22 protein-coding genes are annotated in these 26,447 nt (G+C 60.4%); 6 read left to right on the top strand and 16 right to left on the bottom strand.

Annotated features, from left to right (window positions below):
* Nucleotides 1–7: 7 nt before the first annotated feature.
* A complete protein-coding gene (gene hemA, locus GO988_RS08680) occupies nt 8–1,291 on the bottom strand; it encodes a glutamyl-tRNA reductase (protein ID WP_157564252.1) in 1,284 nt (427 codons plus the stop codon).
* A 172-nt stretch (nt 1,292–1,463) separates the two neighbouring features.
* Here hemA and GO988_RS08675 point away from each other — a divergent pair, with 172 nt between their 5' ends.
* Nucleotides 1,464–2,672, top strand: a complete 1,209-nt coding sequence (locus GO988_RS08675; RefSeq protein ID WP_157564251.1) for an ATP-binding protein — start codon at nt 1,464–1,466, stop codon at nt 2,670–2,672.
* Nucleotides 2,673–2,757: 85 nt separating this feature from the next.
* On the opposite strand, the gene rfbA is transcribed toward GO988_RS08675, so the two are convergent.
* The 10 genes from rfbA to GO988_RS08625 all read right to left on the bottom strand — a co-directional run bounded on the left by rfbA (nt 2,758) and on the right by GO988_RS08625 (nt 14,456).
* Nucleotides 2,758–3,636 carry a glucose-1-phosphate thymidylyltransferase RfbA gene (gene rfbA / locus GO988_RS08670; RefSeq protein WP_157564249.1) on the bottom strand — a complete coding sequence of 293 codons (879 nt, stop codon included), beginning with the start codon at nt 3,634–3,636 and terminating at the stop codon, nt 2,758–2,760.
* A 31-nt stretch (nt 3,637–3,667) separates the two neighbouring features.
* Complete coding sequence (locus GO988_RS08665) at nt 3,668–4,675, bottom strand: SDR family oxidoreductase (protein WP_157564247.1); 1,008 nt, start codon at nt 4,673–4,675, stop codon at nt 3,668–3,670.
* A gap of 90 nt (nt 4,676–4,765) precedes the next feature.
* Nucleotides 4,766–5,821 carry a dTDP-glucose 4,6-dehydratase gene (rfbB, locus tag GO988_RS08660; protein ID WP_157564245.1) on the bottom strand — a complete coding sequence of 352 codons (1,056 nt, stop codon included), beginning with the start codon at nt 5,819–5,821 and terminating at the stop codon, nt 4,766–4,768.
* Nucleotides 5,822–5,934: 113 nt separating this feature from the next.
* The gene (galE, locus tag GO988_RS08655; protein WP_157564243.1) at nt 5,935–6,954 is read right to left on the bottom strand and encodes a UDP-glucose 4-epimerase GalE; all 1,020 of its coding nucleotides are present in this window, start codon (nt 6,952–6,954) and stop codon (nt 5,935–5,937) included.
* Nucleotides 6,955–7,053: 99 nt separating this feature from the next.
* Entirely contained in the window at nt 7,054–8,352 is a 1,299-nt protein-coding gene (locus GO988_RS08650; protein WP_317164826.1) for a nucleotide sugar dehydrogenase, read from the bottom strand.
* 54 nt (nt 8,353–8,406) lie between these two features.
* Nucleotides 8,407–9,006: an acyltransferase gene (locus GO988_RS08645; RefSeq protein ID WP_317164825.1), complete on the bottom strand. Its 600-nt coding sequence runs from the start codon at nt 9,004–9,006 to the stop codon at nt 8,407–8,409.
* A 311-nt stretch (nt 9,007–9,317) separates the two neighbouring features.
* Nucleotides 9,318–10,859 (bottom strand): DUF2079 domain-containing protein, encoded by a 1,542-nt coding sequence (locus GO988_RS08640; RefSeq protein ID WP_157564241.1) that lies wholly within the window; start codon nt 10,857–10,859, stop codon nt 9,318–9,320.
* Between the two features lie 62 nt (nt 10,860–10,921).
* Nucleotides 10,922–12,295, bottom strand: a complete 1,374-nt coding sequence (locus GO988_RS08635) for a hypothetical protein (RefSeq protein WP_157564240.1) — start codon at nt 12,293–12,295, stop codon at nt 10,922–10,924.
* Nucleotides 12,296–12,701: 406 nt separating this feature from the next.
* Nucleotides 12,702–13,661 carry a glycosyltransferase family 2 protein gene (locus GO988_RS08630; RefSeq protein WP_317164824.1) on the bottom strand — a complete coding sequence of 320 codons (960 nt, stop codon included), beginning with the start codon at nt 13,659–13,661 and terminating at the stop codon, nt 12,702–12,704.
* A 39-nt stretch (nt 13,662–13,700) separates the two neighbouring features.
* Nucleotides 13,701–14,456 carry a class I SAM-dependent methyltransferase gene (locus GO988_RS08625; RefSeq protein ID WP_157564235.1) on the bottom strand — a complete coding sequence of 252 codons (756 nt, stop codon included), beginning with the start codon at nt 14,454–14,456 and terminating at the stop codon, nt 13,701–13,703.
* Nucleotides 14,457–14,564: 108 nt separating this feature from the next.
* Here GO988_RS08625 and GO988_RS08620 point away from each other — a divergent pair, with 108 nt between their 5' ends.
* The 4 genes from GO988_RS08620 (at nt 14,565) to GO988_RS08605 (ending at nt 19,103) form a co-directional block, all read left to right on the top strand.
* A complete protein-coding gene (locus GO988_RS08620; RefSeq protein ID WP_157564233.1) occupies nt 14,565–16,169 on the top strand; it encodes a glycosyltransferase family protein in 1,605 nt (534 codons plus the stop codon).
* A 15-nt stretch (nt 16,170–16,184) separates the two neighbouring features.
* The gene (locus GO988_RS08615) at nt 16,185–16,787 is read left to right on the top strand and encodes a hypothetical protein (protein ID WP_157564230.1); all 603 of its coding nucleotides are present in this window, start codon (nt 16,185–16,187) and stop codon (nt 16,785–16,787) included.
* 112 nt (nt 16,788–16,899) lie between these two features.
* Entirely contained in the window at nt 16,900–17,475 is a 576-nt protein-coding gene (locus GO988_RS08610; RefSeq protein ID WP_157564229.1) for a hypothetical protein, read from the top strand.
* A gap of 56 nt (nt 17,476–17,531) precedes the next feature.
* Nucleotides 17,532–19,103, top strand: a complete 1,572-nt coding sequence (locus GO988_RS08605) for a glycosyltransferase family 39 protein (RefSeq protein WP_157564227.1) — start codon at nt 17,532–17,534, stop codon at nt 19,101–19,103.
* Nucleotides 19,104–19,130: 27 nt separating this feature from the next.
* Here GO988_RS08605 and GO988_RS08600 read toward each other — a convergent pair whose 3' ends face one another.
* The 3 genes from GO988_RS08600 to GO988_RS08590 form a co-directional block, all read right to left on the bottom strand.
* Nucleotides 19,131–19,856: a glycosyltransferase family 2 protein gene (locus GO988_RS08600; protein ID WP_157564225.1), complete on the bottom strand. Its 726-nt coding sequence runs from the start codon at nt 19,854–19,856 to the stop codon at nt 19,131–19,133.
* Between the two features lie 107 nt (nt 19,857–19,963).
* Nucleotides 19,964–20,749, bottom strand: coding sequence for an SDR family oxidoreductase (locus GO988_RS08595; RefSeq protein ID WP_157564223.1), 786 nt, complete (start codon nt 20,747–20,749; stop codon nt 19,964–19,966).
* Nucleotides 20,750–20,848: 99 nt separating this feature from the next.
* On the bottom strand, nt 20,849–22,648 hold the full coding sequence (locus tag GO988_RS08590; RefSeq protein WP_157564221.1) for a hypothetical protein: 1,800 nt from the start codon (nt 22,646–22,648) through the stop codon (nt 20,849–20,851).
* 151 nt (nt 22,649–22,799) lie between these two features.
* Here GO988_RS08590 and GO988_RS08585 point away from each other — a divergent pair, with 151 nt between their 5' ends.
* The gene (locus GO988_RS08585) at nt 22,800–23,339 is read left to right on the top strand and encodes a 3-hydroxyanthranilate 3,4-dioxygenase (protein ID WP_157564219.1); all 540 of its coding nucleotides are present in this window, start codon (nt 22,800–22,802) and stop codon (nt 23,337–23,339) included.
* Nucleotides 23,340–23,540: 201 nt separating this feature from the next.
* Here the strand turns inward: GO988_RS08585 and GO988_RS08580 are convergent, their stop codons facing one another.
* Complete coding sequence (locus GO988_RS08580) at nt 23,541–25,373, bottom strand: FG-GAP-like repeat-containing protein (RefSeq protein ID WP_157564217.1); 1,833 nt, start codon at nt 25,371–25,373, stop codon at nt 23,541–23,543.
* A 302-nt stretch (nt 25,374–25,675) separates the two neighbouring features.
* A complete protein-coding gene (locus GO988_RS08575; RefSeq protein ID WP_157564215.1) occupies nt 25,676–26,395 on the bottom strand; it encodes an HAD family hydrolase in 720 nt (239 codons plus the stop codon).
* Between the last annotated feature and the right edge of the window lie 52 nt (nt 26,396–26,447).

The raw sequence follows: 26,447 nt of genomic DNA, 5'->3' as shown, positions 1-26,447 counted from the left end.
GCTAAAACTAAGCGTTGGCTACTGGCTGGCGCTCCAAGTCGAAAATATCGGTGAGCAGGGGGAGCAGCTGCTCGGCTTCGTCGCGGCGGCAAGCAGCTTTGAGGTGAAGCACGTGCTGTTTCAGCACCTTTTGCATAAAGGCTCGGGTGGCATCGTCGAGCAGCTTCACTTCGGAGGGGGTAGCCTTTTTCTGAAAGCGCTCCAACTCTTGTTGGCGCAGTTGCTCTAGGCCAGCTTTCATGCGCTGGATAAGCGGCGAAACGAGCATTTCGCGGCTCCAGTCGGCAAAGTCGAGTAAGCTGCTTTCGATGAGCGCGCGCACTTGCGGCACTGCCGCCAAGCGCTGCTCGAGTGCCGCCGAGGCCTTGCTCTCGATGGCATCGACGTTGTACACCAGCACGCCGGGCACCTGCTCTACATCAGCCGCCACCGACCGCGGCACGGATAAGTCGATGAAGAACTTATAGCTTAGCACATCTAGGTGATCCACTAGCTCACGGGTAAAGAACGGCGTGTCACGGTTGATGGATGAGATAATGACATCGGCCTCGCGTAGGGCACCGGTTACATTCTCAAAGTTCACAATCTGCAGCTGGCCGGGCGCAAACTCGGCGGCTAGCTCTTCGGCCCGCGAGCGCGTGCGGTTGCACAGCGTGACGCTAGCGAAGTACTTGCTTTCGGCCAGGTGGCGGCACACATCGGCGCCAATTTCGCCCAGGCCCACTACCAGCACACGGGGGCTGGCCACATCGGTCGTTAGCTCCTCTACCAGCTCCAAGGCGGCGTAGCTCATGGAAGCAGCCCCTTCGCGGAAGCTCGTTTCCTGCTGCACCCGTTTGTTGGTGAAGAAGATAGTGTGCATCAGGCGGTGCAGGAAAGGCCCGGCAGCATCGGCATCGGCGGCCCATTGGTAGGCCATTTTCACCTGATTGATAATCTGGAGGTCGCCTACTACCTGGGCATCAAGGCCGATGGCTACTTCGAAGAGGTGCTCGGCAGCCGCTTCCGGCTCCAGGTACAGGTCGAAGTAAGGGGCAAAGCTGCTTGCATCGGGGCGCTGCTTTAGCTGGCCCAGTGCCCGAATGATGGCGGCACTACAGTCGTCGTCGTGGGCATAGTAAACCTCCGTGCGGTTGCAGGTACTCAAGACCAACAAATCGTTCAGGTGCAGCTCGTTGCGCAGTTGTTGTAGAAAGCGGCGGCACGCAGCCTCGTCCAGGGCCAACAGCTCGCGAATGGCAAGCGGGGCTTTACGAAACGAGAGGCTGACCGCCTTAAACGGATGAGACATAGCACGGGTCGACCCAAGGCCGGCCTGCAAAATTACGGTACAAATACTAGCAGAAGAAACAGGAAGTATACGCGTTGGGTTCGCCGGACCTATTAACCGTCTGAAGTAGTTCTTTTCCGCGCCCAACGCTTGGCTGGGCGCTGCGAGTGCCGCACCCGACCTTTGCCTACCTATGCTACCCCCCCTCTACGACCAGAAGTCGCGCATTAAGCTGCTGGTACTGCTGTTTGCCTTGCTTATTGCCGCCGCTACCGTGGTGTATACCAACGCTTTAGTGAAGCGCCTTTCGGAGCGCGAACAGCACCAGATTGACTTGTATGCCAAGACGCTGCGCTACATCATCAGCACCGAGGAAAGCACCAATCTTCCCTTCTTACAGGAGCAGATTATCAATGCGAACACCACCATTCCGGTTATTCTGACGGATGGAGAAAATATTATCGATAATAAAAATTTGGGGTTGCCCGCGCACTTATCGGAGGCCGATTCTGTGCGTCAGGTGAAGTTGTTGCTGCTTACTATGCAGCAGAAGCACCCGCCCATCGTAATTGAGCTGCCGCTGGGGGCGCGCAACTACGTTTTTTACCAAGATTCGCAGCTGTTGCGCGAGTTGCGCACCTACCCCCTGGTGCAGCTCGCAGTGATTGCCTCGCTGGGCATGCTGGCCTATTTGAGCTTCAGCTACTCGCGCCGGGCCGAGCAAAACCGCGTGTGGGTGGGCCTCGCTAAGGAAACCGCGCACCAGCTTGGCACGCCGCTGAGCAGCTTAGTAGGCTGGCAAAGCTACCTGCGCGAGTCGGAGCGCTTTCGCGGCGAGCCCATTGTGGAAGAGCTGGGCAAGGACATCAAACGGCTGGAAATCATCACGGAGCGTTTCAGCAATATTGGGTCGGTGCCGGTGCTCAAGGCCGAGAATTTGTACCAGACCACCCGCAACGCCATTGCCTACCTCGAAGCGCGAGTGTCGCGTAAGGTCAAGTTCAGCATCGAAACCGATTTGCCACTCGACACGCCGGCCCTGATTAATGTGCCGCTCTTCGACTGGGTGGTTGAGAACATCTGCAAGAACGCTGTAGATGCCATGGATGGCCGCGGCAGCATCACGTTGCGCCTCCGGCCCGTGCGCCCGTCGCGCCGCTGGTGGACGCGCCGCGTGCCACGCCCCCAAGTAGCCATCGACATTACTGATACGGGCAAGGGTATTCCTAAAAACAAGCTGGAGAGCGTGTTTCTACCCGGCTATACTACCAAGAAGCGCGGCTGGGGCCTGGGCTTGGCCCTAGCCCGCCGCATCATCGAAAACTACCACGAAGGCCGCCTCTTTATCAAGTCCAGTGAAGTGGGCAAAGGAACCACGTTCCGCTTGATACTCAACCAATAAGCTCAACGCAGTAGGAGGGGGCAGGGCCACCGGCTGTTAAAACAGCTGATGGCCCTACCCCCTCCTTTTTAACTAGCCTAACTACCTAGCCACCCAGCACCAACTGCTCGGGCAGATTTAATAGATAGTTGCCGTAGCCGCTTTTGCGGAGCGGCTCGGCGATTTTGCGGAGCTGCTCGGCATCAATAAAGCCTTGGCGGTAAGCAGCTTCCTCAATCGAACCTACTTTAAGGCCCTGGCGCTGCTCTAGCACGCGCACAAACTCGCCGGCTTGCATGAGGCTTTCGAAGGTACCGGTGTCGAGCCAAGCGGTGCCGCGGCCCAGAATCCCTACCTTAAGCTTGCCGCGGCGGAGGTACTCGCGGTTTACATCCGTGATTTCGTATTCACCGCGGGGGCTGGGCTCCAGGTTTTTCGCGATTTCTACCACGTCGTTGTCGTAGAAATACAGGCCCGGCACGGCGTAGTTGCTCTTGGGCTTAGCCGGCTTTTCCTCAATGCTGAGGGCCACCTTGTCCTCATCGAACTCGACCACGCCGTAGCGCTCGGGGTCGTGCACGTGGTAGGCATATACCACGCCGCCCTCGGGGTCGCTATTGGCTTTGAGCAACGGCTCCAAGCCCTCGCCGTGGAAAATATTATCGCCCAGCACCAGCGCTACCGAGTCCGTACCGATAAAATCGGCGCCCAGCACAAATGCCTGCGCCAGCCCGTTGGGCACGGCCTGCACCACATATTGGAAGTTGCAGCCCAGGTTTTGGCCGTCGCCGAGCAGCTTCTGGAACTGCGCCTGGTCGTGGGGGGTAGTGATGATGAGGATGTCCCGGATGCCGGCCATCATCAGCAGCGACAACGGATAATACACCATCGGCTTGTCGTAGACGGGCATGAGCTGCTTGCTGACAGCTAGCGTGAGCGGGTGCAACCGGGTGCCGGAGCCGCCGGCCAGGATGATTCCTTTCATGTGTGAGGCAGAAATAAGGGGGTAGGAAAGCTTAATTACGCTCTGCAATAAAGGCTTGGTTGGCCTTAAACCAGCTCAGCGTTTGCTGCAAGCCTTCGCGAATGCGTACCTGCGGCGCGTAGCCCAGCCGGGTTTCGGCCTTGGTGATATCGGCCAGCGAATCCCGAATATCGCCGGCGCGGTTGGGCCCAAACTTGGGTTCTAGTGTTGAGCCGGCTTCTTCGCGTAGGATGTCGTACATCTGCACCAGCGAGGTACGGTCGCCTACAGCAATGTTATACACTTGGTTAGGCGCCTCGGGGTTGTCGGTGAGGGCCGCGCGGATGTTGGCTTGCACGCAGTTTTCTACAAACGTGAAGTCGCGGGTTTGGCCGCCGTCGCCGTTGAGGGTCGGCGCCTGATTTTCCAAGATGGCGTCGATAAACAGCGGAATCACGGCCGCGTAGGCCCCACCGGGGTCCTGGCGCGGGCCGAAGATGTTAAAGTAGCGCAGGCCAATGATTTCCATGTCGTAGGTACGGGCAAAAACGTCGGCGTACAGCTCGTTGGCGTACTTGGTGACGGCGTAGGGCGAGAGCGGCTTGCCAATGCGGTCCTCTACCTTGGGTAGGCCGGGGTGGTCGCCGTAGGTCGAAGACGAAGCCGCATACACAAAGCGCTTAATACCTGCTTCTTTGGCGGCAAACAGCATTTTGACGAAGCCGCCCACGTTCACTTCATCCGTCGTAACGGGGTCGTTGATGGAGCGTGGCACCGAGCCGAGCGCCGCCTGGTGCAGCACTACATCAATGCCCTGGCAGGCGCGGGCGCAGGCCTCGCGGTCGCGAATGTCGCCTTCTTGTACTTCAAGCGCGGGGTTGCCTTCAAATAAGCGCAGGTTTTTGCGGAAGCCGTTGGAAAAATTGTCCAGCACCCGCACTTTTTTGGCGCCGTATTTTAATAGATATTCTACTAAGTTCGAGCCAATAAAGCCCGCCCCGCCCGTTACGAGGAAGGATACGTCACTGAGGGATTCGTTGTGGAAAGGGAGGTCGTACATTCTATAAATTAGAGATAGCAAGCAAGGTATTGTAGGCAAATTAAAGGGGGTAGGCCACTAAGCCTACCCCCTTCGCAGGGCTAAGGGTGCTTAACGGTTGGCGTACTGCTTCTGGTTATAGTCCTGGTAAGCGCCGCTGGTAACGTTGGTAAGCCATTCTTCGTTAGCCAAATACCAATCTACGGTTTGGGCCAAGCCCTGCTCGAAGGTTACGCTGGGCTTCCAACCTAGCTCGTTCATAATCTTGGCCGAGTCGATGGCGTAGCGCATGTCGTGGCCGGCGCGGTCAGTTACAAACTTGATGAGTTTGCGCGAGGTGCCCTGGGCCTGGCCGGTTTTCTCGTCCACTACATCGCACAGCAGCTCAATAAGTTTGAGGTTCTGCCACTCGTTTACGCCGCCGATGTTGTAGGTGTCACCCAGCTTGCCTTTGTGAAAAACGGCGTCGATGGCAGTGGCATGGTCTTTCACAAATAGCCAGTCGCGCACGTTTTCGCCTTTGCCGTATACGGGCACCGGCTGGCCGGTGCGCAAGCGGTGAATAGCCAGCGGAATCAGCTTTTCGGGGAAGTGGTTGGGGCCGTAGTTGTTCGAGCAGTTCGAGAGTTTGATAGGCAGGCCGTAGGTGTGGTGCCAAGCGCGCACAAAGTGGTCGGAGCTGGCTTTAGACGCCGAGTAGGGCGAGCGCGGGTCGTAGGCCGTTTCTTCGGTAAAGAGCTCAGGGCCAAAATCTAGCGAACCGTATACTTCATCGGTCGATACGTGGTAGAACGTGTGGCCGTCGTAGCCACCTGGTTGCCAAATATTTTTGGCGGCGTTCAGCAAGTACACGGTGCCCAGCACGTTGGTGCGCACAAAGGCTAGCGGGTCGGTGATGCTACGGTCGACATGGCTTTCGGCCGCCAAGTGAATAACCGCATCGGGCTCTTCCTTGGCAAACAGCTCATTCACGAAGGCCTGGTCGGCAATATCGCCCTTGATAAAGCGATAATTGGGCGCGTTTTCGATGTCGCGCAGGTTTTCTAGGTTGCCAGCGTAGGTGAGTGCATCCAGGTTCAGAATCTGGTACTCAGGATACTTGGTAACGAACAAGCGCACTACGTGCGAACCGATGAAGCCGGCCCCGCCGGTAATGAGAATTTTCATGTTTTTAGGAGTTATCGTGCGGAGATTTCGAAGCCTACTTAAACAGGCCAGGCAGTGCAGTAAAGCAGCGAACCGAGTGAGGTGCTTTACCAGCCCAGCATAGTGCGCTTAGATTACTTACCGAGGGTTTGCTGCCACTTCCAGGAACTGGCCAGCGAATCGTACAAGGAGGTTTCCGTTTTGAAGCCCAGCACCTCGGCGGCCTTGGTAGCGTCGGCATAGATGGCGGGCACGTCGCCGGGGCGGGCGGGTCCTATTATGTAGTTGAGTTTCTGGCCGCTGGCTTGTTCAAACGTTTTCACCACTTCCAGCACCGAGTTGCCGTGGCCAGTCCCGATGTTGAAGGTTTCGACAGTGTCGGTGGCTTTGCGGTCGAGCAGGCGCTGCACAGCTACAATGTGCGCCTTGGCCAAGTCTACGACGTGGATATAGTCGCGGATGTTGGTGCCATCGGGCGTGTCGTAGGTATCGCCGAAGATGGTTAGCTTTTCGCGAATGCCGGCCGCCGTTTGGGTAATGAACGGCACCAGGTTGTTGGGCACACCCAGGGGCAGCTCGCCAATTTTGGCTGAAGCATGCGCCCCAATGGGATTAAAGTAACGCAACAGAATGGTATGCAGCTTATTGCCAGGCGCAGCCGATACATCGTGCACCATGTCTTCGCACATTTGCTTGGTGCGGCCGTAGGGCGAGCTGGCTGGTTTGGTGGGGGTAGCCTCCGTTACGGGCAGCGCATCGGGTATGCCATACACAGTGCACGACGACGAAAACACCAGGTTTTCGATGCCAAATTCGGCCATTACTTGCAGCAGAGTAATGAGCGAACCCACGTTGTTGTGGAAGTAAGCCAGCGGTTTCTGCACCGACTCGCCCACGGCCTTGAACGCCGCAAAGTGAATAACCCCCTTGATATCTGGCTCTTGCTTCAGCACTTGGCGCAGAGATTCGGCATCGCCGCAGTCGCTGTGGTAGCACGGCACATCGCGCCCCAAAATGGCGCGCAAACCATCCAGCACCGATTCTTTCGAATTGCTGAAATCATCAATGATAACCGGCTCGTAGCCCGCTTGGGCAAGCTCTACCACGGTGTGGGAGCCAATGTAGCCGGCACCGCCAGTAACAAGAATTTTCATAATCAAGGGGTGAATGGGTGAATGAGCAGATGGGTGAAAGAGTAGAAGAGCGAAATTATCATCCACTGCTCTACTCCTTCACCCATTCCTTCATTGAAATTATAGGCTCCAGTATTGCAGCTCTTGCATGGGCTTGGTACGGTAGAGGCCTTTGATGTCGACCAGTACGGCATTGTCGGCCGTGATGGATTGAAAGTACGCTTCGTCTTTCTCCAAGTAAGGCTTGTGGCTCACGGCCACGATGATAGCGTCGTAGTCGGCGCGAATCTTGTCGGCGGGCGTGAGACGGAAACCATACTCGTGGTGCAGCTCGTCGGAGTCGGCGTGGGGGTCCACGATGTCGACGTTCACCGAGAAGTTCTTCAGCTCCTGAATGACATCGGCCACCTTGGAATTGCGAATGTCCTCCACGTTTTCCTTGAAGGTGGCGCCCATCACAAGCACGCGGCTACGAGCCACGTCCTTGCCCTTCTTAATCATCATCTGCACCGTTTTGCGGGCGATGTAGGCACCCATGTTATCGTTGGTGGTGCGGCCACTCAGGATAACTTTGGCGTCGTAGCCCAGCTCTTTGGCTTTATAGGTCAGGTAGTACGGGTCGACACCGATGCAGTGGCCGCCCACTAGGCCGGGCGAAAATTTAAGGAAATTCCACTTGGTGCCGGCCGCTTCGAGCACCTCGTAGGTGTTGATGCTCATGCGGTCGAAAATCATCGACAGCTCGTTCATCAACGCGATGTTGACATCACGCTGGGTGTTTTCGATAATTTTGGCGGCCTCAGCCACCCGAATGCTGCTGGCGCGGTGCACGCCGGCTTTCACCACTAGTTCGTACACTCTGGCCACCACGTCGAGGCTCTCCTCGTCGCAGCCGCTTACCACTTTTATAATGCGCGTGAGGGTATGCTCCTTGTCGCCGGGGTTGATGCGCTCGGGCGAGTAGCCCACCTTAAAATCGCCGGGAAAGCTCAGGCCCGACAGCTTTTCCATCACCGGAATGCAGTCTTCTTCGGTACAGCCGGGGTACACCGTGCTTTCGAACACCACGTAATCACCTTTTTTCAACACTTTGCCCACCGAGCCCGAAGCGCCGAGCAGCGGGCGCAGGTCGGGTTGGGCGTGCTCGTCGATGGGGGTAGGCACGGCCACAATAAAGAATTGTGCCTCGCGCAGCACTTCCAGCGAGTCGGTGAAGGTGATGTCGCAGCCTTCAAAGGCGTCGCTGTCGAGCTCGCCGCTGGGGTCTTGGTGGTTGCGCATCATTTCGACGCGGCCAGCATTGATATCGAAGCCGATAACGGATAATTGCTTGGCAAATTCGAGGGCGATAGGCAGGCCCACGTAGCCGAGGCCAATTACGGCCAGCTTGGCTTCTTTGCGGAGGAGTTCGTCGTACACTTCGTAGGTAATTATGAATTAGAAAGTATGGATTAGGAATTGATGCTGATTAGCTTAGCTCATAGTAGTTACGGTATTTTTAATACTATCGAGTTGATATGCTTCGCCGGTTTCGGGGCAAACAGCACGGCCGGCCTCGTCAAACGCTAGCCGGTGGCCGTGGGCGCTCATCCAGCCATGCTGCCGGGCGGGGGTGCCGTACACGAGCGCAAAAGCCGGCACATCGTGCGTGACTACGCTGCCCGCGCCCACAAAGGCGTAGCGCGCCAGCCGAACGCCGCACACCAGCGTCGCATTGGCCCCAATGCTGACGCCCCGTTCTAAGTAAGTGGTTTGGTAGTGGGCCTCGCCCCGGCGCGGCACGGCGCTGCGCGGATTGCGGACGTTGGTAAATACTACCGACGGGCCCAGGAACACGTCGTCTTCGCACACGACTCCGCTGTAGAGGCTCACGTTGTTCTGCACCTTCACGTTGCGGCCTAGCGTCACCCCGTCGGCCACAAATACGTTCTGGCCCAAGGAGCAGTTTTCGCCCAGCACGGCGCCCGCCGCGAGGTGGCAAAAGTGCCAAATACGACTGCCGGCCCCCACGCGGCAGCCCGCATCGAGAACGGCCGTAGGATGCGCATAAAAGTCAAGGTCGGATTCGGCCACGGAGCAAAGCGAGAGGGGGCGGCTACAAAGGTAGTAGGAGGAGCGGGGTTGGGCGCAGGGCTACACTTTTGAATTTCGAAGTACCTCCCTCTCAACCAACTGCCTTTTATGAAGCTGCCTGCTTTCAAAGCCGATGTGCCGGACTACGTTTCGCCCAAAGATTGTAGCGGACAAGCCCGAATAGTTTACCAGTCGGATTTGGCGAAACGCGCGCCCTGGCGGCCAAGCTCGGCCTCAAGAGTGCGGGCCCTAACTGCTGCTGGCCTGCCTCTAGCAAGGCGGGCAGCGAAAAAGCTAGCCCTACCCCCACCTTAGGGTTGCGGCTGCCACGTAGCGGTGGTGTCGGCGGCAGGGGGTAGGGAGCGGCTCAGCAGTAGTAGTTGGGCATCTTCATAGAGCACGCGGTAGCCGGGGGTGGCCCGCAGTTGGGCTACTGCCTGGCGGGCCTGGGCCGGCGACAGTGGCCAGGCGCTCTGGTCGTCGGGTTCGCGCAGCAGGGCCACCAGCCGCGCCGTGCGCAGCACCGGGAACAGGAACAAGTCGCGCCGGTCGAGCAGGTGCGGTACCAAGCTCGATGTGGTGCTGAGTGGCACCCCGGCTGGCACCCGCGCTAGGGCAGCGTACAGGCCCGCCCGACTGGGGTAGGGCGAACGGTAATGGCGGCCCGTCAAGAAATTAGCGCTGGCCTTATTATACCACTCGCTGCGCCGCGTGTAGAGCGTGACGATGGTAAAGACCGCCACCCCGGCTAGCGCGCCCGCCCAGGCTCGCCGCCGAAAAGCCTCGCCCACTGGGCGGGTGGCCCGCAGCGCATCGGCCACGGCCAGCGCCAGCACCGGCGCAAACTCAATGGAATACTGCCCGTTGATGCCCCACAGCGCATAGTCATTGGCCAGCAGCTTCTGGCCCAAAATGGGCAGCAACATCCATGCGTACCAGGGGCGACGTAGCAGCGCCCAGCCGCCCGATACTAGCAGGGCACCCCACAGCTCCAGCTTGATGTAGTCAAAATTGGCATCGGGCAACGTGTTTTGAAACAGCGTGGCCCACAGCAACGCTGGGTGACTCAGCACATTGGCCACGGCAGCCGGCAGGCTAGCGCCCAGGTGCGCATAGCGCACTATTTGGGTGAAGGGCCGGTGCGTAGTGTCGAGGGCCGGCATCACGTAGTGCGTAATAACCAGAAAGTACCCCACCGCCGCTACCGCACCCAGCACCAGCCAGCTGGCTACCGCCCGGCGCGGCCACTGCTGCCAAGCCAGGCCCAGCAGCACAAAAGCCAGCCACAGCGCCATATTTTCCTTGCTTACCAGCAAGAAAATGGCGGCCGTCAAGGCCCTACCCCCTCGCCGCTGGTGCACCCACAGCGCTAGCCAGGGCAGGGCCATGGCGCCCACCACATTATCGTGATAGTCAAAGCTTAGCGCCGAAAAAATACCCCATTGCCCCGCAAAGAAGGCCAGCGCCCAGTTGGCTTCGCGCGGGCTGGCACCCTGGGCTTGGGCGTAGCGCCACACGCCCAGGGCGCCTAGCAGCAGGGCGCCTATTTGCACCAACAGCAAGGCCCAGGCTCCACCCAGCAGGTAGGAGAGCGGCACCCCAAGCACGGGCGTGAGGCTGAAATGAATGGCCAGGAAATTAGTCGGTGGGGCGTCGAGCAACAGTGTTTCGCGCGGGGCGCGCAGGTGGGCAAATTCTCCTACAGCCTGGGCTGCGATGCCCAAATCGAAGGCCGCCGTGCGAAAGTTGAGTTGATTGACCAGCGAAACCAGCGCGTACAACAGCCCAAAAAACAGCAGCAACGCCGTGCGCCAGCGCCGGGCGGGCACGGCCGAAAAAACACCAGCAGGCATAGCAAAACGTAAAAGTATTGGACGCGCAGCTGCCTACTTCATGCAAACAACCCCGCCCAAAACTACGGCGCGGGCGGGCCCACCAGCAGCAATGCGGCGGCTTCGGCGGCAGTTTGGCCAGCCCAAATGGCCCGAATTGTTTCGCCCTGGCCCGCTTCGGGAGCCCAATATAATTCGTGGGGGTAGGCGGCGAGCATCACGCCGCGCACGCCCGGCAGCTGGAAATACGCATTGGGGTCGAGCTCGTGGATGCGGCCTTGGGCATACACTAGCCACTGGTTGCGGTACGCCGCGGGCTGGTTGGCAAACCACGATATTTCGTCGCGGCCCCAAACCAGCGGCCACTGGCCCGGCTTATCGGGTATGCCGGTGGGGCCATTGTCGAACTCAGCTTGGGCCGGCAAATGGCGGACCAGCCACCCGCCCGGCGCCCGGCCGCCGCGGCTACGCTGAAAAATAGCACCCGCCGGGTTGGCAGTAGCATCTACGTTCAGATACGCGCTGTGCGTGCCGGCGCGCAGGGTATCGGCCTCGAAGGGGCGCAGCGGAAAGGAGTGATAATCGAATAGTAGCTGGCGTAGCGAATCGGGCAGGGGCGCGTTGGGGCGTGGGTCGTAGTATTCGCCGTGCGTGTGGGCATCGCAGAGCACAAAGCCCCGGTTGCGCGTGCGGGCATAGGCCCGGATGCGCTGCAATAAGCCCCAAAAAGCACGGTGGCCCGTGTCGCGGTCGTCCATCAGCTGGATTTGGCCAAAGTGCAGCGCTTCGCAACCCGCATCGATTTGGCGCACTGCGCAATAATAAAACCACAGCTGCGCTTCGGGCTGCGTTAGGTCGGGGGTGCCGGGGGCCTGGCCGGGGGGGCGCTCGTCCCAGCGGTAGCGCTGGGTATTGTCCTCGCCGAAGTAGTCGGGGTACATCATGTCGGCGAAGCGGAAGTTGCGCTTGGGCACCTGCAGCGTGTCTTCGCCAAACGTGGCGCGCAGGCGGTTGGGCACCGCCAGCCGGCTTACGTGCGGCCACACAATCTCAAAAATGCAGCCTTGGGCCGCAATATCCGGGCTTTGGGCGTGCAGCACCTCAATGCTCTGCCGCAAAGTATCGATGATAACCTGGGCGTCTTCCTCCGACTCGGGGGTATAAAACCAGCCCCCCAGCCGGCCAGCCAGCCGGGTGCCCACGCCGCCCGCCCACAGCAGCAATTCGCGGCGCTGGGCAGCCGGCACACTGGGAGCCACCAAGCCAGGCACCGACAGCGAGCGCGCCAAAAAGTGCTGCACCAGCGCGGGCGAAACCGGGGCCATTGTGTCGGCTGGCACGGCGGGGGGTAGGGGCTGTGCCGTGGCCGGGCCACCAGCTAGGCTCACCAGCGCCAGTAGCAGGCCACGCAGCAGCCACTGCACCAAGCGCCCCGGCCGCATAGCGCTACCTATCAACCTAGTATGCAACGTAACTGTCAATTGATTTACCACTCTTTACTTACTTTCTGTAGCAAGCTTTGGTACTGAAAAAAGCAATTATCAAGCGTCCCAAAGCCTCGCTAACCCGAGCACTAAATGCGGCGCCAAGTGGGGCAGCAAAACGCCGCATAACCACTAGTTGCTTTTGGCCCAAAAGGTTAAAAACTCTTAATAAGCTGCTTACTAATATCTACTTACGCCCTTGGCATTTGGGGGCTACCTCCTACTAAACGCAGAGAGTTAAGTAGAGTTGACCCTAAATGTAGATGGCTTACCTGCTAGAGGTATACCTAAACCACTCGATAGGGGCTAGCACACAGCTATCCCTACCCCTTATAATGGGCAGAAGCTCAGCAGCAAAGCTCAACCCGCCTAGGGGTAGCTACGCGCCAGTTGTGCCGGGCGCGGGGGCCGGCAAATTGCCTTCTGACACGATGTAGAGCGGGCGCTGGCGCACATTGGCGCCCAGCCGGGCGAGGTATTCGCCAATCACGCCCACGGCGATAAGCTGCACCCCCCCCAGAAATAAGATACTGACCATCAGCGACGGCCAGCCCGGCTCGTACTGGTGCGTGAAGAAGCGCGAGTAGAGCGTGTAGAGCATCACCAAAAAGGCGACGCCCGACACGGCGAAGCCGCCTACGGTGGCCACTTTCAGCGGCACGTCGGAGAAGGCCGTGATGCCGTCGAGGGCAAAGCGCAGCATCTTTGAATAGGTATAACCCGTAACGCCGCCGGCGCGCTCGGCACGGTCGTACTCTAGGAAGGTTTGGCGGTAGCCAATCCAGGAAATCTGGCCCCGCAAAAATTTATTTTGCTCGGGCATTTGGCGCAGCGCCAGCACCACTTTGCGCGAAATGATGCGAAAGTCGCCCGTATCGACCGGAATCTCGACGTGGGTCATGGCTCGCAGAATACGATAGAAAGCCTTCGCCGTGAAGCGCTTAGCGGCGCTTTCGCCCTGGCGTGAGCGCCGCCGGGCGTACACCACCTCGTAGCCTTCGTGCAACTTAGCATAAAGGGCCGGAATCAGCTCGGGCGGGTCTTGCAAGTCGGCGTCGATGATGACGACGGCCGCACCCTCGGCCCGGTCGAGGCCGGCCGTGACGGCAATCTGGTGCCCAAAATTGCGGCTAAAGCTGAGGTAGCGCACGTGCGCCGGGTCGCGCTCGCTCAGCTCCAGCAGCAGGGGTAGGGAGCGGTCGCGCGAACCATCGTTGACAAAAATCAGCTCGTAGCCACCCGGCAGGGCCATGGGCGCCAGCAGGGCCGTGAGGCGCCGGTGCAGTTCGCCAATGTTGGCTTCCTCGTTATAAATCGGGATGACGACGGATAGCTCCACGTAGGCCGAAGGTGCGTAAGTAGTCAGAATAATAGGTCGCTAGGCGGGTTTTTCGGCCAGGGCAAACACGCTCACGCCCATGGGCAGGTTGGCGTGGCGCAACACGAAGTTTTCGGCCCGCACCCAGCCCAGCAGCAAGCGGTTGAGCGGCCCGGCAAACTGGTGCAAATCGCCGGTCGAGCCATTGGCTGCCGTGGCGGGCCCGCCGGCCAGCAGGCGCTTGGTGAGGCGCATAGCGGCGGTGGGCAAAAACAGCGCGGCGTTCCAAAACGAACTGCGCTTGGGGCGCAGGCCCGCCCGGCGCAGTGCCTCCACCAAACCCGTGCGCGAGTAGCGGCGGAAGTGGTGGTTTACTACGTCGTGCTCGCTCCAGAGGTAGGCGTGGGCGGGCACAAACACCATTACCTGGCCACCGGGGCGCAGCACGCGCGTCCATTCGCGCAGCGCTTTTGCCTCATCCTCAATGTGTTCGAGCACGTCGGAGGCAATGACGAGGTCGAAGCGCGCATCGGCAAACTCTAGAGCAGCGCCGTCCATCACCGAGGCGTGGGGCACGCCGCGGGCGTGGGCCAACTCAATGGCCGAGGCACTTACGTCAATGCCCGTAACGTCGGTGTAGCCCTGCTCGCGCAGGCGCAGCATCAGCGGCCCGCCCGAGCAGCCGATTTCGAGGATGGCCGCCGTGGGCGGCAGCTTCAAAGACTGGATGAGGTCGTACACGGCATCGCGGCGGCTGGCAAACCACCAGTGCTGTTCTTCCAGTTGATGATATTTGGCTTCGTAAGTCAGGTCCATGCCAAGCAAAGGTAAGGAGTGGGCTGCTGCTAAAATAGATACGGGCCGATAGCCGCAGGCACTGTACTTTTGCCCGTACTGTGCTTCCCAAAAGTTAATTCTGCGCTGGTGCCCTCCCCTCCTACCCTACCCCCGTGGCTGCTGCCGAGGCGCCCCTACCACGCGGCGGCGTTCGGGCTGTTTGCCGTGGTAGCGGCGGTGCTCTACGGCCCCTACCTGCATACGCTGCCCGAAGGCATCCACGTGTGGCCACAGGCCGACCGCTTAGCCTTGGCCATCAACTTCTTCGACGGAGGTTTCCACTTTTGGTACCCGCGCACGTCGGGGTTTTCGCCGGGGCCGTTTTCATCAATTGGAGGTGTTACGGGGGTAGAATTCCCCATTCAGGCCTACCTAGCCGGGTTGAGCGGCCTGCTTTTTGGGCGCGAAAATATCCTACCGGTTTTCCGCACGCTCGATGCGGTGATGGCGGTGGTAGGCTTCTGGTACCTGTTTCGCATCGTATTTGAGCGCACCGGCAACTTTGCGGCGGGCCTGCTGCCGGGCGCATTTCTGCTGGCATCACCCACGTTTATTGCCTACGCCGGCAGCACCCTACCCGACCCTTTTAGCCTGAGCCTCACCTTTGTGGGCTACTACTACTGGCTGCGCTACTTCGAGCCCAACGGCCGCTTTGCCGACCTGCCGGTGGCGCTGGTCGTGCTGAGTTTGGCGGCGCTCATCAAAACCACCTGCGGACTGCACTTGCTGGCGGTATTCGGCATCACAGTGCTGTATAATTTCTTCGAGCCCACCCGCTTTACTACCCGCCAACGCCTGGTGCTGCTGGGTGTACTGGGCGCGGGTCTAGGCGCCGTGCTGGTATTTTACCTGCACAATCAGTGGCTGAACGAAACGTACCGCGCCGAGCAGTTTTTGGCCACGGCCATGCCGGTGGTGCCCGTCGTGACGTGGCACACCTTCATCATGCGCTTTTTCGATACCTGGCGCTTCGAATACTTCAGCCGCACCGACTACCGCCTACTGATAGCCAGCGCGTTGCTGTGCTTGGTGCTGGCCCGGCGCAGCTGGCAGCGGTTTCGGCCGCTGGTGCTGCTAGTTTTGGCTACGCTGGCCATCGGCTACGTGTTTTATGGCCTGATGGGGCCGCAGATAAATATTCACGATTACTATATCATCTGTTCGTTTATGCCGCCGGTGCTGCTGGTGCTGGTGCTCGCGCTGCTGTTGCTAAGCACCATGAGCTGGCGAGCGGCCTGGCCGCGCCACGTGCTTACGCTCAGCTTGTTGCTCACGAGTGGCTACCTGGCTTATTCGAGCATCGAGAAGCTAGCGGGCCGCATGAGCGACGACCACCCGCCCGCCAGCCGTGGCTATACCCACCGCTGGATGCGCGGCGGCGCGGCCACCCTCAAGCAGGCGGGCGTGCCGCAGCAGGCCCGCCTACTGGTGCTCGGCGACTGGGCCCCCAACACGGCCCTGGTGTATTTCGACCGCCGCGGCATTACGTGGCTCGCGTATTTGCCCGAGCTCACGGTGGCCGAACTAGAGCGGCACATGTCGGCCGATAGCCTCCAATACGTCGTCATGCCCGGCGAATCTTACGCCCAGCTGGCACCGCAAAAAGACGCCCTGCTCGAAGCCTTTACGCCCGTGCTGGTGCAGTCGGTGGCGGTGCTGCGCCGCCGCCACCCCGAACGCCTGGCTTGGTAGCCCCCGCCTTTTCTCATGGTTGATTTACGCAAAAAGCGCTTGTTTAAGTACCCTACCCCCCCCGCCGGCGCGGGGTGGCGGCGCGGGGCCGGGGGGGTAGGGCTGGCCCTGCTGCTGGCCGGCTGCCACTACCACCAGGCCTACCCCGATGTGCGCGAGCACCGGGTGTTCTTCAACGACTTCGAACAGATGGCGGGCTGGCTGCCCGAGCCGGCGCCGACCCTCACTACCGAGCGCGCCCACTCGGGCCGCTACTCGGTGAAGGTCGATTCGGCGCACCCGTTTTCGATTACGTATCACTTCAAGCTGGGCGATAAGTTTTCGATGCGCCCGCGGCGGATGCGGCTCAGCGCCTGGGCCTGGGTCGAGGAGTCGGGCGACGATGCCCAGCTTACCTTCAGCATGAGCGCCCCCAACGACCCGCAGAACAAGTCGAAGCTCTACACCCAGGTTTTTTTGGTCGATAACTGGCCCTACAAGCGCTGGACGCACGTGAGCCGCGACATCGACCTGCCACCCGAGGTTTCGTCGCAGGCCGAAGTAGCTGTCTATCTGTGGGTTAACTCGGCCTACCGGCCCGTGTATACCGACGATTGGGAGCTAACCGAGCTGCACTAATTCTTACCTATTGCGCAGCGCATCAGGCGATAATAACCTGCTTATTCTGCTTGTCTACTCTGTAAATCTATACCCCCTGGTTTCATTCCTACCCCCTTTTCTTTTGTTAACTATGACTTCTCTTTTCTCTTGGCGCGGACGGCTGTTGGCAGCTTTGGTAGGCAGCCTCGGACTATTGGCAGCCGGCTGCGGCGGCAAATCGGACGGCGCCGATGCCGATGGCAAAGTATTGCTGCGCAATGACTTCGACAACCTAGCAGGCTGGTTAGGCACCGCCCCGCAGCCATCGCTTACCCGCGAGCGGGCACACTCGGGCCAATACTCCATTAAGGTGGATGCCAATACCGAATTTAGCCTGGGCTACGCCAGCACACTGGGCCAAATGAGTGAAGAGCGCATCACCAAAATAAAGGTAGATGCTTGGGTGCTAGCTCCCAACGCCGAAGCGGGCGGCTTGCTCGTGACGCACGTAGGCGACGCCCCACCCGCTACCAAACCCATGCTCTGGGATGGCTTTGATGTGGTGCAGGCGGCCAACCAGAAATACGGTGACTGGGCGCACGTGAGCAAGGTGATTGACATTCCGGCCGAGGCCAACGCCAACACCAATTTCGGCATCTACCTGTGGCGCAATAAGGGCAACGCCACTACGTACATCGACGACTTGGTTATTACCGTGGCTCCTTAAGGAGCCCGGCCCTCGTAAGCTTTCGCGTTCAAGCCCGGCGTTGGCCGGCAGCGTCTATGGTTCGTTCTCGTTTTGTTGCCGCCCTGCGCGCGCGCCCGGCTCACTGGGGCGCGCTGCTGCTGTTTGGGGTGCTGGGCCTGGTTTTTTACGGCCCTTTTTTGGGGCGGCTCCCCGAGGGCCTGCACGCCTGGGCGCAGGCCGACCGCTTATCGCTGGCCTTCAATTTCTACGATTTCGGGTTCGACTTTTGGCGCCCGCGCACGTCGTCGCTCACTTCCATTGGCGGCATCACGGGCGTGGAGTTTCCGTTGCAGCCCTACCTGGCGGCGCTGGGCGGCCTGGTATTTGGGCGCGGCGCCATTAGCCCGCTGTTTCGGCTCTTTGATGTAGCCGTGACAGTGCTCGGATTTTGGTACTTGTTTCGCATTGTGTTTGAGCGCACCGGCAACTTTGTGCTGGCGCTGCTGCCGGGCGCTTTCCTACTGGCGTCGCCCACCTACGCCTTCTACGCGGGCACCTACCTACCCGACCCTACCAGCCTGAGCTTGACCTTTATTGGCTACTATTACTGGCTGCGTTTTTTCGATGTTCGCCAGTTTCGGCACTTGCTGGTGGCGCTGGCGGTGCTCACGCTGGCCAGCCTGCTCAAAACGACGAGCGGCCTGCACTTGGCGGCTGTAGTGGGCATTACCATCCTGTGGGCCTGCCAAGAGCCCGAGTTGCTGAGTAGCCGCCAGCGCCGCCAACTCTTAATAGCCGTGGCCGCGGCGTTTGGGGTGCTAGTGGTGTTCACGCTGCACAACCAGCAGTTGAACACCACCTACGCCTCGCTTCAATTTCTGGCCGAGCTGCGGCCCATCACCGACGCCGACACCTCGCACACGGTGCTGATGCGCCTGCACCGCGACTGGCTGCCCGAGTACGCCACCATTGCCATGTACTGGCTGCTGGTGGGCTGCGCGCTGCTGGCCGTGGTGTTTGGGCGAGCCAACCTGCGCCGGGCCCACTTGCCGCTAACGCTTTTGCTGGTGGCCTCGGTGGCCATCGGCTACGTGTTTTTTAAGCTAATGGGCGCGCAGTTTTCGGTGCACGACTACTACATGATTTGTTCGTTTGGGCCGCCTGCCGTGCTGGCCTTGGTGCTGGCGCTGCTCAACCTGGGCCGCTACCGGGGGGTAGCGCGCGTGGGTATCAGCCTGGGGCTGGGGGTGTTGCTAGTGGTGTTTGTGGGCAGCGGCTTTAAGCGGCTGCACCGGCGCTACAGCGACGATTACCTGCCCTTCAGCCTCTACTATACCCACGGCTGGATGCGCGGCGGCGCGGCTCAACTGCGGCAGCTAGCAGTGCCGGCTACGGCCCGCGTGCTGGTGCTCGACGACCCGGCGCCCAATCTGGGCCTGGTGTACTTCGACCGGCGCGGCCTTACTTGGAAGCCTGAGCTCAATGGACTGCACAGCAGCAATTTACTCGATAAGATGGCTGGCGACAGCCTCAACTACCTCATTATGTCGCCGGCGGCCTACGCCAAGCTGGCTCCCGAGCACGCCGCCCTGGCCACCGATTTTGCGCTGCTGGGCGAGCAGCCTGCCGTGGTGCTGCGCCGCCGCAACCTGGCCTACCCCTGGTAGCCGCGGCGGGGGGTAGGGCTGCGAAGGTTAGCGGCCGAGCAGCCCGTACTTCAGGATGCAGTAAATGGCCCGGAAGCCATCGCGCCAGCCAATTTTTTTGCCCTCGGCATAGGTGCGGCCGTAGTAGCTAATGCCAACTTCGTAGATGCGCACGCCCGGCACGCGGGCCATTTTGGCGGTTACTTCAGGCTCGAAACCGAAGCGTTTTTCTTCCAGGTGCAGGCCCTGAATAATGTCGCGCCGAAACAGCTTGTAGCACGTTTCCATATCGGTCAGGTTCAGGTCGGTCACCATATTCGAGAGGAAGGTGAGCAACGTGTTGCCGATGCTGTGCCAAAAAAACAGGATACGGTGCGGGTTGCCGCCCATAAAACGCGAGCCGTAGACCACATCGGCAAAGCCTTTTAAGATAGGCTTTAGCAGCAAGTTATACTCTTCGGGGTCGTACTCCAGGTCAGCGTCCTGTACGATGACGTAGTCGCCGGTGGCTTCGCGAATACCGGTGTGTAAAGCAGCACCTTTGCCTTGGTTGCTAGGGTGTTGCAGCAGGCGCAGGTTCAGCTCGGGGTGCCGGTCAGCGTAGGCCTGAATAGCGGCCGCTGAGTTGTCGGTCGAGCAGTCATCGACGAGAATTACTTCCTTGCGAATGCCCCCGACCAGCTCCAGCTCGCGCAGCAAATCCAGAATCTGGTGAATCGTCCGCGCCTCGTTGTACACGGGCACGATGATGGAGAGCGTGTCGAATTTTACCAAAACAAGCGCTTCTGAATAGCGAACTGCGGAGCGGTGAAGGCCCGCCAACAAGTGGGGCGAACCCTCAAAACTAGCCCCTGGCTGCCACAAACCCGGCGCCCTACCCCCTACAAACTGCCCGTGCGCCCCCCGTCGATGGGTAGGCTGGTGCCGTTGATGTAGCCAGCCGCCGGCGATGCCAAGAAGGCCACGGCCGCGGCCAGTTCCGACGCCTGGCCGAAGCGATGCGCCGGAATCTGCTGGAGCATGGCGGCTTCTACCTGCTGCTGGCTTTGGCCGGTGGCAGCCATTTTGCTCTCGATAAGCGCCTGGTGCCGCTGCGTGACGGTAGCGCCGGGCAAGATGTTATTGACGGTGACGCCCTGGCCGGCCACTTCATTGGCCAGGGTTTTGGCCCAGCTAGCCACGGCACCGCGAATGGTGTTGCTAACGCCCAACCCCGCCAGCGGCACCTTCACCGAAGTACTGATAATGTTGATGATACGGCCGTAGCCGGCCGCTACCATGCCCGGCACCAGCGCCTGAGCCAGTAATTGGTTGCACACCACGTGCTGCCGAAACGCCGCTTCGAACATGGTGGGCGTTGCCTCCAGCAGCGGCCCGCCGGCAGGCCCGCCCGTGTTGTTTATCAAAATTTGAAAGCCCGCCGGGTGCGCTGCTAGGTAGCTGGCTGCAGCTGCCGCTACTTGGGCAGGCTCGGCAAAATCGGCCACCAGAAAATCGTGGGTCTGGCCCGCGGGGGTGGGTAGGGCAGCGGCCACTTCGCGCAGGCTCGCCTCGTTGCGCGAGATGAGCGTGACGGTGGCGCCCTCGGCGGCCAGGGCTTCGGCTACCGCCCGGCCAATGCCTTGGGTGCTACCACCTACTAGGGCATGGTATGGTGTCAGATTCATAGGTATGAGCGCTTTATTAGGCTTGCAAAGAACAGCTATCAGCACGTCGTGCTTCCCTACGTTCAGCATGACGTGCTTATAATTTTTGAATAGTTGTTTTTAGCGCGCAGCCGGTTTCAATAGCACGTAGTTGCCTTCTACGCTAGGCACCAATTGCTCGGTGTAGCCGGCGGGCAGCAGCCAGCTGCGCAACAGTTCGTGCACCGGCTGCGCCCGGAAAGTAGGTTGCACCACAAAAACGGCCTGCGGGTAGCGCCGCTCAAAAGCGACTAGTTGGCTAGCCGTGGGCATCGGCACCAGCGCCAACGAATCGGGGTGCTGCTGCACCGTGAGCAAAGCGCGCAGCACCGGCTCGTGGGCAAAGGCCGCGAAGGTGGCGGCCGGCACCCGCGAAATGTAGGCGCCCGGCAGCGCCTTGTGATGTTGGGTTTGGTAAAACAACTCGGCCGCATCCATGTGCCCCAGTTGGTGGTAGCCATCGAGCAGGCCGAAGGGAATGGGAAACAGTACCGGCCCCGGCAAGGCCGCTGCCACGCGGTAAGCCATAGGTACATCGGCCGCCCGAATGAAGGGGTAGCTATATACTTGGTATTCAATAAATACACCTAAGTATAATGCTCCCGCCACGGCCCAGCTCCCCCGCCCAGACCAACGCCGCAGCCAGCTGTCGAGCCTGAGGCAGACGGCCAGCGGTAGCAGCAACGAGAGCAGCAGCACGTGACGGGTAGGGCAGCGAATGTTGTTCAAAAATGGCACAAAATGCACCACGCTCGTGGGCAGGCGCAGCAGGTCGTGGCCTAGCCAGCGCAGCTCGGGCATGGTAAGCGCCGCAAATAGCAGCACCAGCGCCCAGAATGGCCGGGTTTCCGCGGAGGTGGGGGGTAGGGCTATTCCGCTTCGGCGTTGCCGCCAGGCCCCTACCCCCAGCGCCACGGCTAACAGTGGCAGCAGATAGCCCAGAAACGTCACGTTCTCGACCGAGCCGGGGGCGTGGAAGTGCGTGCTGCGCCACAGCGCATCGGTGCCAGGCGTGGCCAGCCAGCGGTTGCCGAGCGGCGGCACGAGGTAGCCGGCCAAGTCGCCGCCCCACCAAACGCCCGCGTTATCGTCGAGACCCAGCAAGGCCAGGCCCCGCGACACAAAATGGCCCAGGGCCAACACCACAACTACCCCCGCCCAGGGCCGCCAGTGCCGCCAGTCGATGGCGCCCAGCCGCAGGCCCCACCACGCTGCGTAGCCAGCCGAAAAATACACCAAGCCCGCCAGCGTGTAATAGTCGCTGAATAAAGTTATTAGCAATAAAAATACCCCCCACCCTACTAATGGCCAACTACGTACCTGCGGCAGCCAGCGCCCCGGCTCAAACGCCAGCGCATCGAGGTAAGCCAGTAGATAAAATGGCACGGTGGCCGTGAGCAGCAAGTGGTAATGCTCGGGCCAGTGCGCCAGTTTGTAGGGCGAAAAAGCGAACACGAAGCCCACCAGCCCGCACAGCAGCGGCTGCCGCACCCAGCGCCCAGCCAGCCGCGCGGCCCCTACCCCACTCAGCACAAAGCTCAGCAACAAGCCGCCATTCACAGCCCAAAACTCCTGGCGCAGCCCCACGTTGAGCACGCCTAGCACTGGTGTGTAGGTGTGCAGCCACAGCCCCGTGCCCTGCGGATAGAGCAGCGCCGGCGTGTAGAACGGATTGTGCCCCGCCGCTACCTGGCGCTGAAAATTCCACACGTTCCAGATGTATTGGTTGGCATCGCCGTGCGGCGTGCCTACAAAGGCCGTGCTCCACTCGCGGCCCAGCGGCCACGAATACCAGAAAAACAGCGCAGTATACGCCAGCCCAGCCAGCAGCAAGCCGCGCCCAGCAAGGGTATTGGAGGGAAGGGAAGGGGCAGCCGGCATTCGATAGCTAAACTAGGGGGTAGGCCCGCGGGCCACCGCAAAAGTAGGTTTGAGGCCGGGGCCACCGGGATGGGGCCGCTTCAGGCTTTCGCTACCCCTAATTTCGGCGGCGGTGTATCTTGCTGCTCGTCCCCTCTTTTTTGCTTTTCTTATGCCCGTTGCTCGCCCGTTTAATTTTCAGCAGTGGATTGCTGAGCACCGCCACCTCCTGAAGCCGCCCGTCGGCAACCAGCAGGTTTTCAAGGACAACAAAGATTTTATTGTGATGGTAGTAGGCGGCCCCAACGCCCGCAAAGACTACCACGTGGATGAAGGCGAGGAGCTATTTTGGCAACTCGAAGGCGAGATGACCGTCAAAATCATCGAGGATGGCCAGCCGGTGGACATCGTGATTGGGCCCGGCGACATGTTCCTTTTGCCGCCCGGCGTGCCGCACTCGCCGCGTCGCCCGGCCGGCACGGTGGGCTTAGTGCTGGAGCGCTACCGCACGGCCGGCGAGCTCGACGGCTTCCAGTGGTACTGCGAAAACTGCGGCCACAAGCTCTACGAGGAGTACGCCGAGATTACCGACATCGTGGCCCAGCTGCCGCCCATCATGAATGCCTTTTGGGCTAACGACGACTTGCGCACCTGCAAGGTCTGCGGCACCTACATGGAAGCGCCGGCCAAGCCAGCGCCTGCGGCTGAGTAAGCAGCCTTCAGCTTAGGATTACTATAGCTCTTATTCTCACTGCTTCAAACGCTTACAGGACTCGAATAGTTAGCCCGCGCAGGCTTCTATGCGGCCGCATTAGGTCAACTGCACTGCGGCCGGCTTCTTCTTCCGCCCGGCTGCCGGCTCCTACCCCCCTCGCTAGCCCTTGAGCTACGCGCCGGGGGTAGGGGCTGTTGGCTACGGTAGCAGGCTTACTTTCTGGCTCAGGCGCTGCCCGTTGGCCAAGTGCAGCGTAAGTTGGTAGAGGCCAGGCGCTACGCCAGGCACAGACACCGGTACTTGGTTGGCACCGGCCTGCACGGCCAAGGTTTGCTGCTGCACCCGGCGCCCGAGGGCGTCGGTGAGCGTGAGCAGCGCCGCCTGCGGCTGGCTGGCCACGTAGCTAAGGGCAAAAGCACCGGCGCTGGGATTGGGATAGATACTCAGTTCGGCTAGCACTTGTGGCGTAGTGGTGGCCAATATCTTATCCTTATTTAGGCGCACGCTCACGGTGTTGCTTTTGCCGTTGCTAGTTAGCAGGTCTAGCTTGCCATCGCCGTCTACGTCGCCCAGGGCTAGGCCGTAGGGGCCGGTTCCTACCGCCACCTCCTGGGTGGCGCTGAAGTTGCCGCGGCCGTCGTTGCGGCGCACACTCGCGGCATTGCTGAGTTCGCTGGTGGCCAGCAGGTCGAGGTCACCGTCGCCGTCTACGTCGCCGAGCGCTAGGCTGCGCGCCCCTTGGCCCAGGGCCACTTCCTGGGTACCACTGAAGTTGCCGCGGCCATCGTTGCGGCGCACGCTGGCCGTACTGCTGGTGTAGTTGCCGAGCGGGTTTCTGAAATCGAAATAGTTGGCCGTCAGTATATCCAGGTCGCCGTCGCCATCTACATCGCCGAGCGTTATGGTTTGGGGGTTCACGCCTACGCGCACCTCCTGCGTGCCCGAAAACCGGCCTGCCCCGTCGTTAAGCCGCACGCTGGCCGTAGAATCTTTCGAGCTAGCCGACACAAAATCGAGGTCGCCATCGCCGTCTACATCGCCCAGGGCCACGTTGAGCGGGCGGGCGCTTACCGCTACGTCCTGGCTGGCGGTGAAGAGGGGCGCGGTGCCCGTCCCGTTGTTTAGCAGCACGCTCACGCTGCTGCTGGTAGCAGCTTGGTTATCCGTGTAAAAAGCCACGAGCACGTCCAGCCGGCCGTCGCCATTCACGTCGCCCACGGCCAGGCCGTGCGGATTTTGGCCGAGGCCCGTCAGGTTGTAGCTCGTGCCGAAGCCGCCCGCGCCGTTGTTGAGGCGCACGCTTACTTGGTTGGTGAGGTCGGCGCTGTTGGCCGTGAGCATATCCAAGTCGCCGTCGTTGTCGAGGTCGGCCAGCACCACCTGGAAGGGCCCGCGGCCCACCGGCACCTCTTGGCCACCGGCAAAGCTGCCGCGGCCATCATTGATGCGCACGCTTGCGGTGGCCATGGCGTTGGGGATGCTGCTGGCCTCATTGGCCGTCAGCAGGTCGAGGTCACCATCGCCGTCCACATCGCCCACGGCCACGCTGGTGGGGTTCAGTCCTACGGCCAAATCCGAGCCACCATCGAAAGTACCCAGGCTTGGAGTTGTGGCTGTGGTAAACTGGTACACCTGCGGCCGCGCCAAGGCCTGGCCGCCAGTACTTTGCGCTGCAGTAGTGAGGGTTACGTAAATAGTTTCGCCGGGTAGGAAAGCTACACTAGGCGTTTTGGTAAGGACGTTGCCGCTCACCGTGGCCGGGCCGGCTTTTTGGCCGCCCGCCTGCTGGCTAAATACCTGCAACGCCTGCTGAGTGGCTGCCGCAGTGCTCAGAGGCTGGTCGAAAGTGATGGCCACGGGCGCGGTGCGCGGCACGGCCAGCGCGTTGCGCAGGGGCACCAGGCTCGTAGAAATCGGCGCTTGGGCGTGCGCCGCGTTGGCACTCAGCACGATGCCACTCAAAAGCAGCGCTCGGCCAATACCCTTTGCAAAGCCCAGGGAAGAATAAAAAGTAAAATTTACCTGCTTCATAGAAAGGTGGGTGGGAAAAGAGGGAGAATCGGAAAGTGCAAGCCACGGCTCGTAGCAAAATCTGTTGGCAGCTAGGAGGTGGCGAGCAACCCAAAGTTGGCAAATAAATTAAACTTTCTCCGGGTATCCTTATATCGTGTATCGTAGGCGGGCCGTTGCCTACCGCCGGGCTCGGCAGTAAGCAACGGCGGTTACCGCTTGCTACACATCTTCTTCAGAAGCCTGGAAACGGCTTTTCTTTCCGAAATCCCCCGAAAAATTTCCGGGTTAGCTCCGGCTTTTTTTAAGGGGTAGGGGCCGCGCTACTGCTGCGCGTACTGGCGCTGGGCCAGCTCTTTACGGGGCTTGGGCACCCGCGCCTGTTCGGCAAAAAGCGCTTGTAAGCGGGCGGGCGTCAGCTCCGTAAAGTCTTTGATGGTGGCCAGCGGCGCCTGGAAGTCTTTGGCCGCCAAGCTGGTGGTAAGGGCCACGCACTGCATACTAGCCCGGTAGGCGGCTTGCTCGCCCAAAATGGCATCTTCAAACACCACGCAGCTTTCGGGCCCTACCCTCAGTTTTTTGGCCACCACGGCGTAGGTATCGGCGTGGGGTTTGCCTTTGTTCACGTCGTCCTTGCCCACTATCACATCGAAGTGGCGGCGCAGGTCGAGGTGGTCGAGGATGTAGGTGAGCGTGCTACCCCCCGAGCCAGTGCCGAGGCCGGTTTGGAGGCCTGCCGCGCGGGCTGTTTTCAAGAAAGCCACCAGGCCGGGCAAGGCGCGGCGCTGGTTCCAGTACAGGGTGCGGTACAGAAATTCGCGCTGTTCGGCGTATAGTTCTAGCTGCTTTTTAGGCACCTCATGGCGCAACACGCTCTGGATGATGTCGGTAGCTGGCATACCGTTGAGGCGGCGCAGCAGGCGGCGGGCGTTGGTGGTGAGGCCCAAATCGCGAAAGAGTGCCTGGAAGGCGCGCGCTTGCACCAAGGTATTGTCAATGAGTACTCCATCCATATCGAAGATGAGGGCTTTTAAATCGGACATAAAAGGGCAATGCCAGGGAGGATGCAGCCAGGATAGACCACAGGGTATCTTT

Origin of the sequence: Hymenobacter ginkgonis (genome assembly GCF_009755225.1) — a bacterium.
Taxonomy (GTDB): domain Bacteria; phylum Bacteroidota; class Bacteroidia; order Cytophagales; family Hymenobacteraceae; genus Hymenobacter; species Hymenobacter ginkgonis.
This window is presented reverse-complemented; position numbering and strand designations above follow the sequence as displayed.

Excerpts from the sequence above, each read along its gene's own strand:
- hemA (WP_157564252.1), bottom strand. The coding sequence starts at position 1,291 with ATGTCTCATCCGTTTAAGGCGGTCAGCCTCTCGTTTCGTAAAGCCCCG.
- GO988_RS08675 (WP_157564251.1), top strand. The coding sequence starts at position 1,464 with ATGCTACCCCCCCTCTACGACCAGAAGTCGCGCATTAAGCTGCTGGTA.
- rfbA (WP_157564249.1), bottom strand. The coding sequence starts at position 3,636 with ATGAAAGGAATCATCCTGGCCGGCGGCTCCGGCACCCGGTTGCACCCG.
- GO988_RS08665 (WP_157564247.1), bottom strand. The coding sequence starts at position 4,675 with ATGTACGACCTCCCTTTCCACAACGAATCCCTCAGTGACGTATCCTTC.
- rfbB (WP_157564245.1), bottom strand. The coding sequence starts at position 5,821 with ATGAAAATTCTCATTACCGGCGGGGCCGGCTTCATCGGTTCGCACGTA.
- galE (WP_157564243.1), bottom strand. The coding sequence starts at position 6,954 with ATGAAAATTCTTGTTACTGGCGGTGCCGGCTACATTGGCTCCCACACC.
- GO988_RS08640 (WP_157564241.1), bottom strand. The coding sequence starts at position 10,859 with ATGCCTGCTGGTGTTTTTTCGGCCGTGCCCGCCCGGCGCTGGCGCACG.
- GO988_RS08625 (WP_157564235.1), bottom strand. The coding sequence starts at position 14,456 with ATGGACCTGACTTACGAAGCCAAATATCATCAACTGGAAGAACAGCAC.
- GO988_RS08615 (WP_157564230.1), top strand. The coding sequence starts at position 16,185 with ATGGTTGATTTACGCAAAAAGCGCTTGTTTAAGTACCCTACCCCCCCC.
- GO988_RS08610 (WP_157564229.1), top strand. The coding sequence starts at position 16,900 with ATGACTTCTCTTTTCTCTTGGCGCGGACGGCTGTTGGCAGCTTTGGTA.
- GO988_RS08605 (WP_157564227.1), top strand. The coding sequence starts at position 17,532 with ATGGTTCGTTCTCGTTTTGTTGCCGCCCTGCGCGCGCGCCCGGCTCAC.
- GO988_RS08595 (WP_157564223.1), bottom strand. The coding sequence starts at position 20,749 with ATGAATCTGACACCATACCATGCCCTAGTAGGTGGTAGCACCCAAGGC.
- GO988_RS08590 (WP_157564221.1), bottom strand. The coding sequence starts at position 22,648 with ATGCCGGCTGCCCCTTCCCTTCCCTCCAATACCCTTGCTGGGCGCGGC.
- GO988_RS08585 (WP_157564219.1), top strand. The coding sequence starts at position 22,800 with ATGCCCGTTGCTCGCCCGTTTAATTTTCAGCAGTGGATTGCTGAGCAC.
- GO988_RS08580 (WP_157564217.1), bottom strand. The coding sequence starts at position 25,373 with ATGAAGCAGGTAAATTTTACTTTTTATTCTTCCCTGGGCTTTGCAAAG.
- GO988_RS08575 (WP_157564215.1), bottom strand. The coding sequence starts at position 26,395 with ATGTCCGATTTAAAAGCCCTCATCTTCGATATGGATGGAGTACTCATT.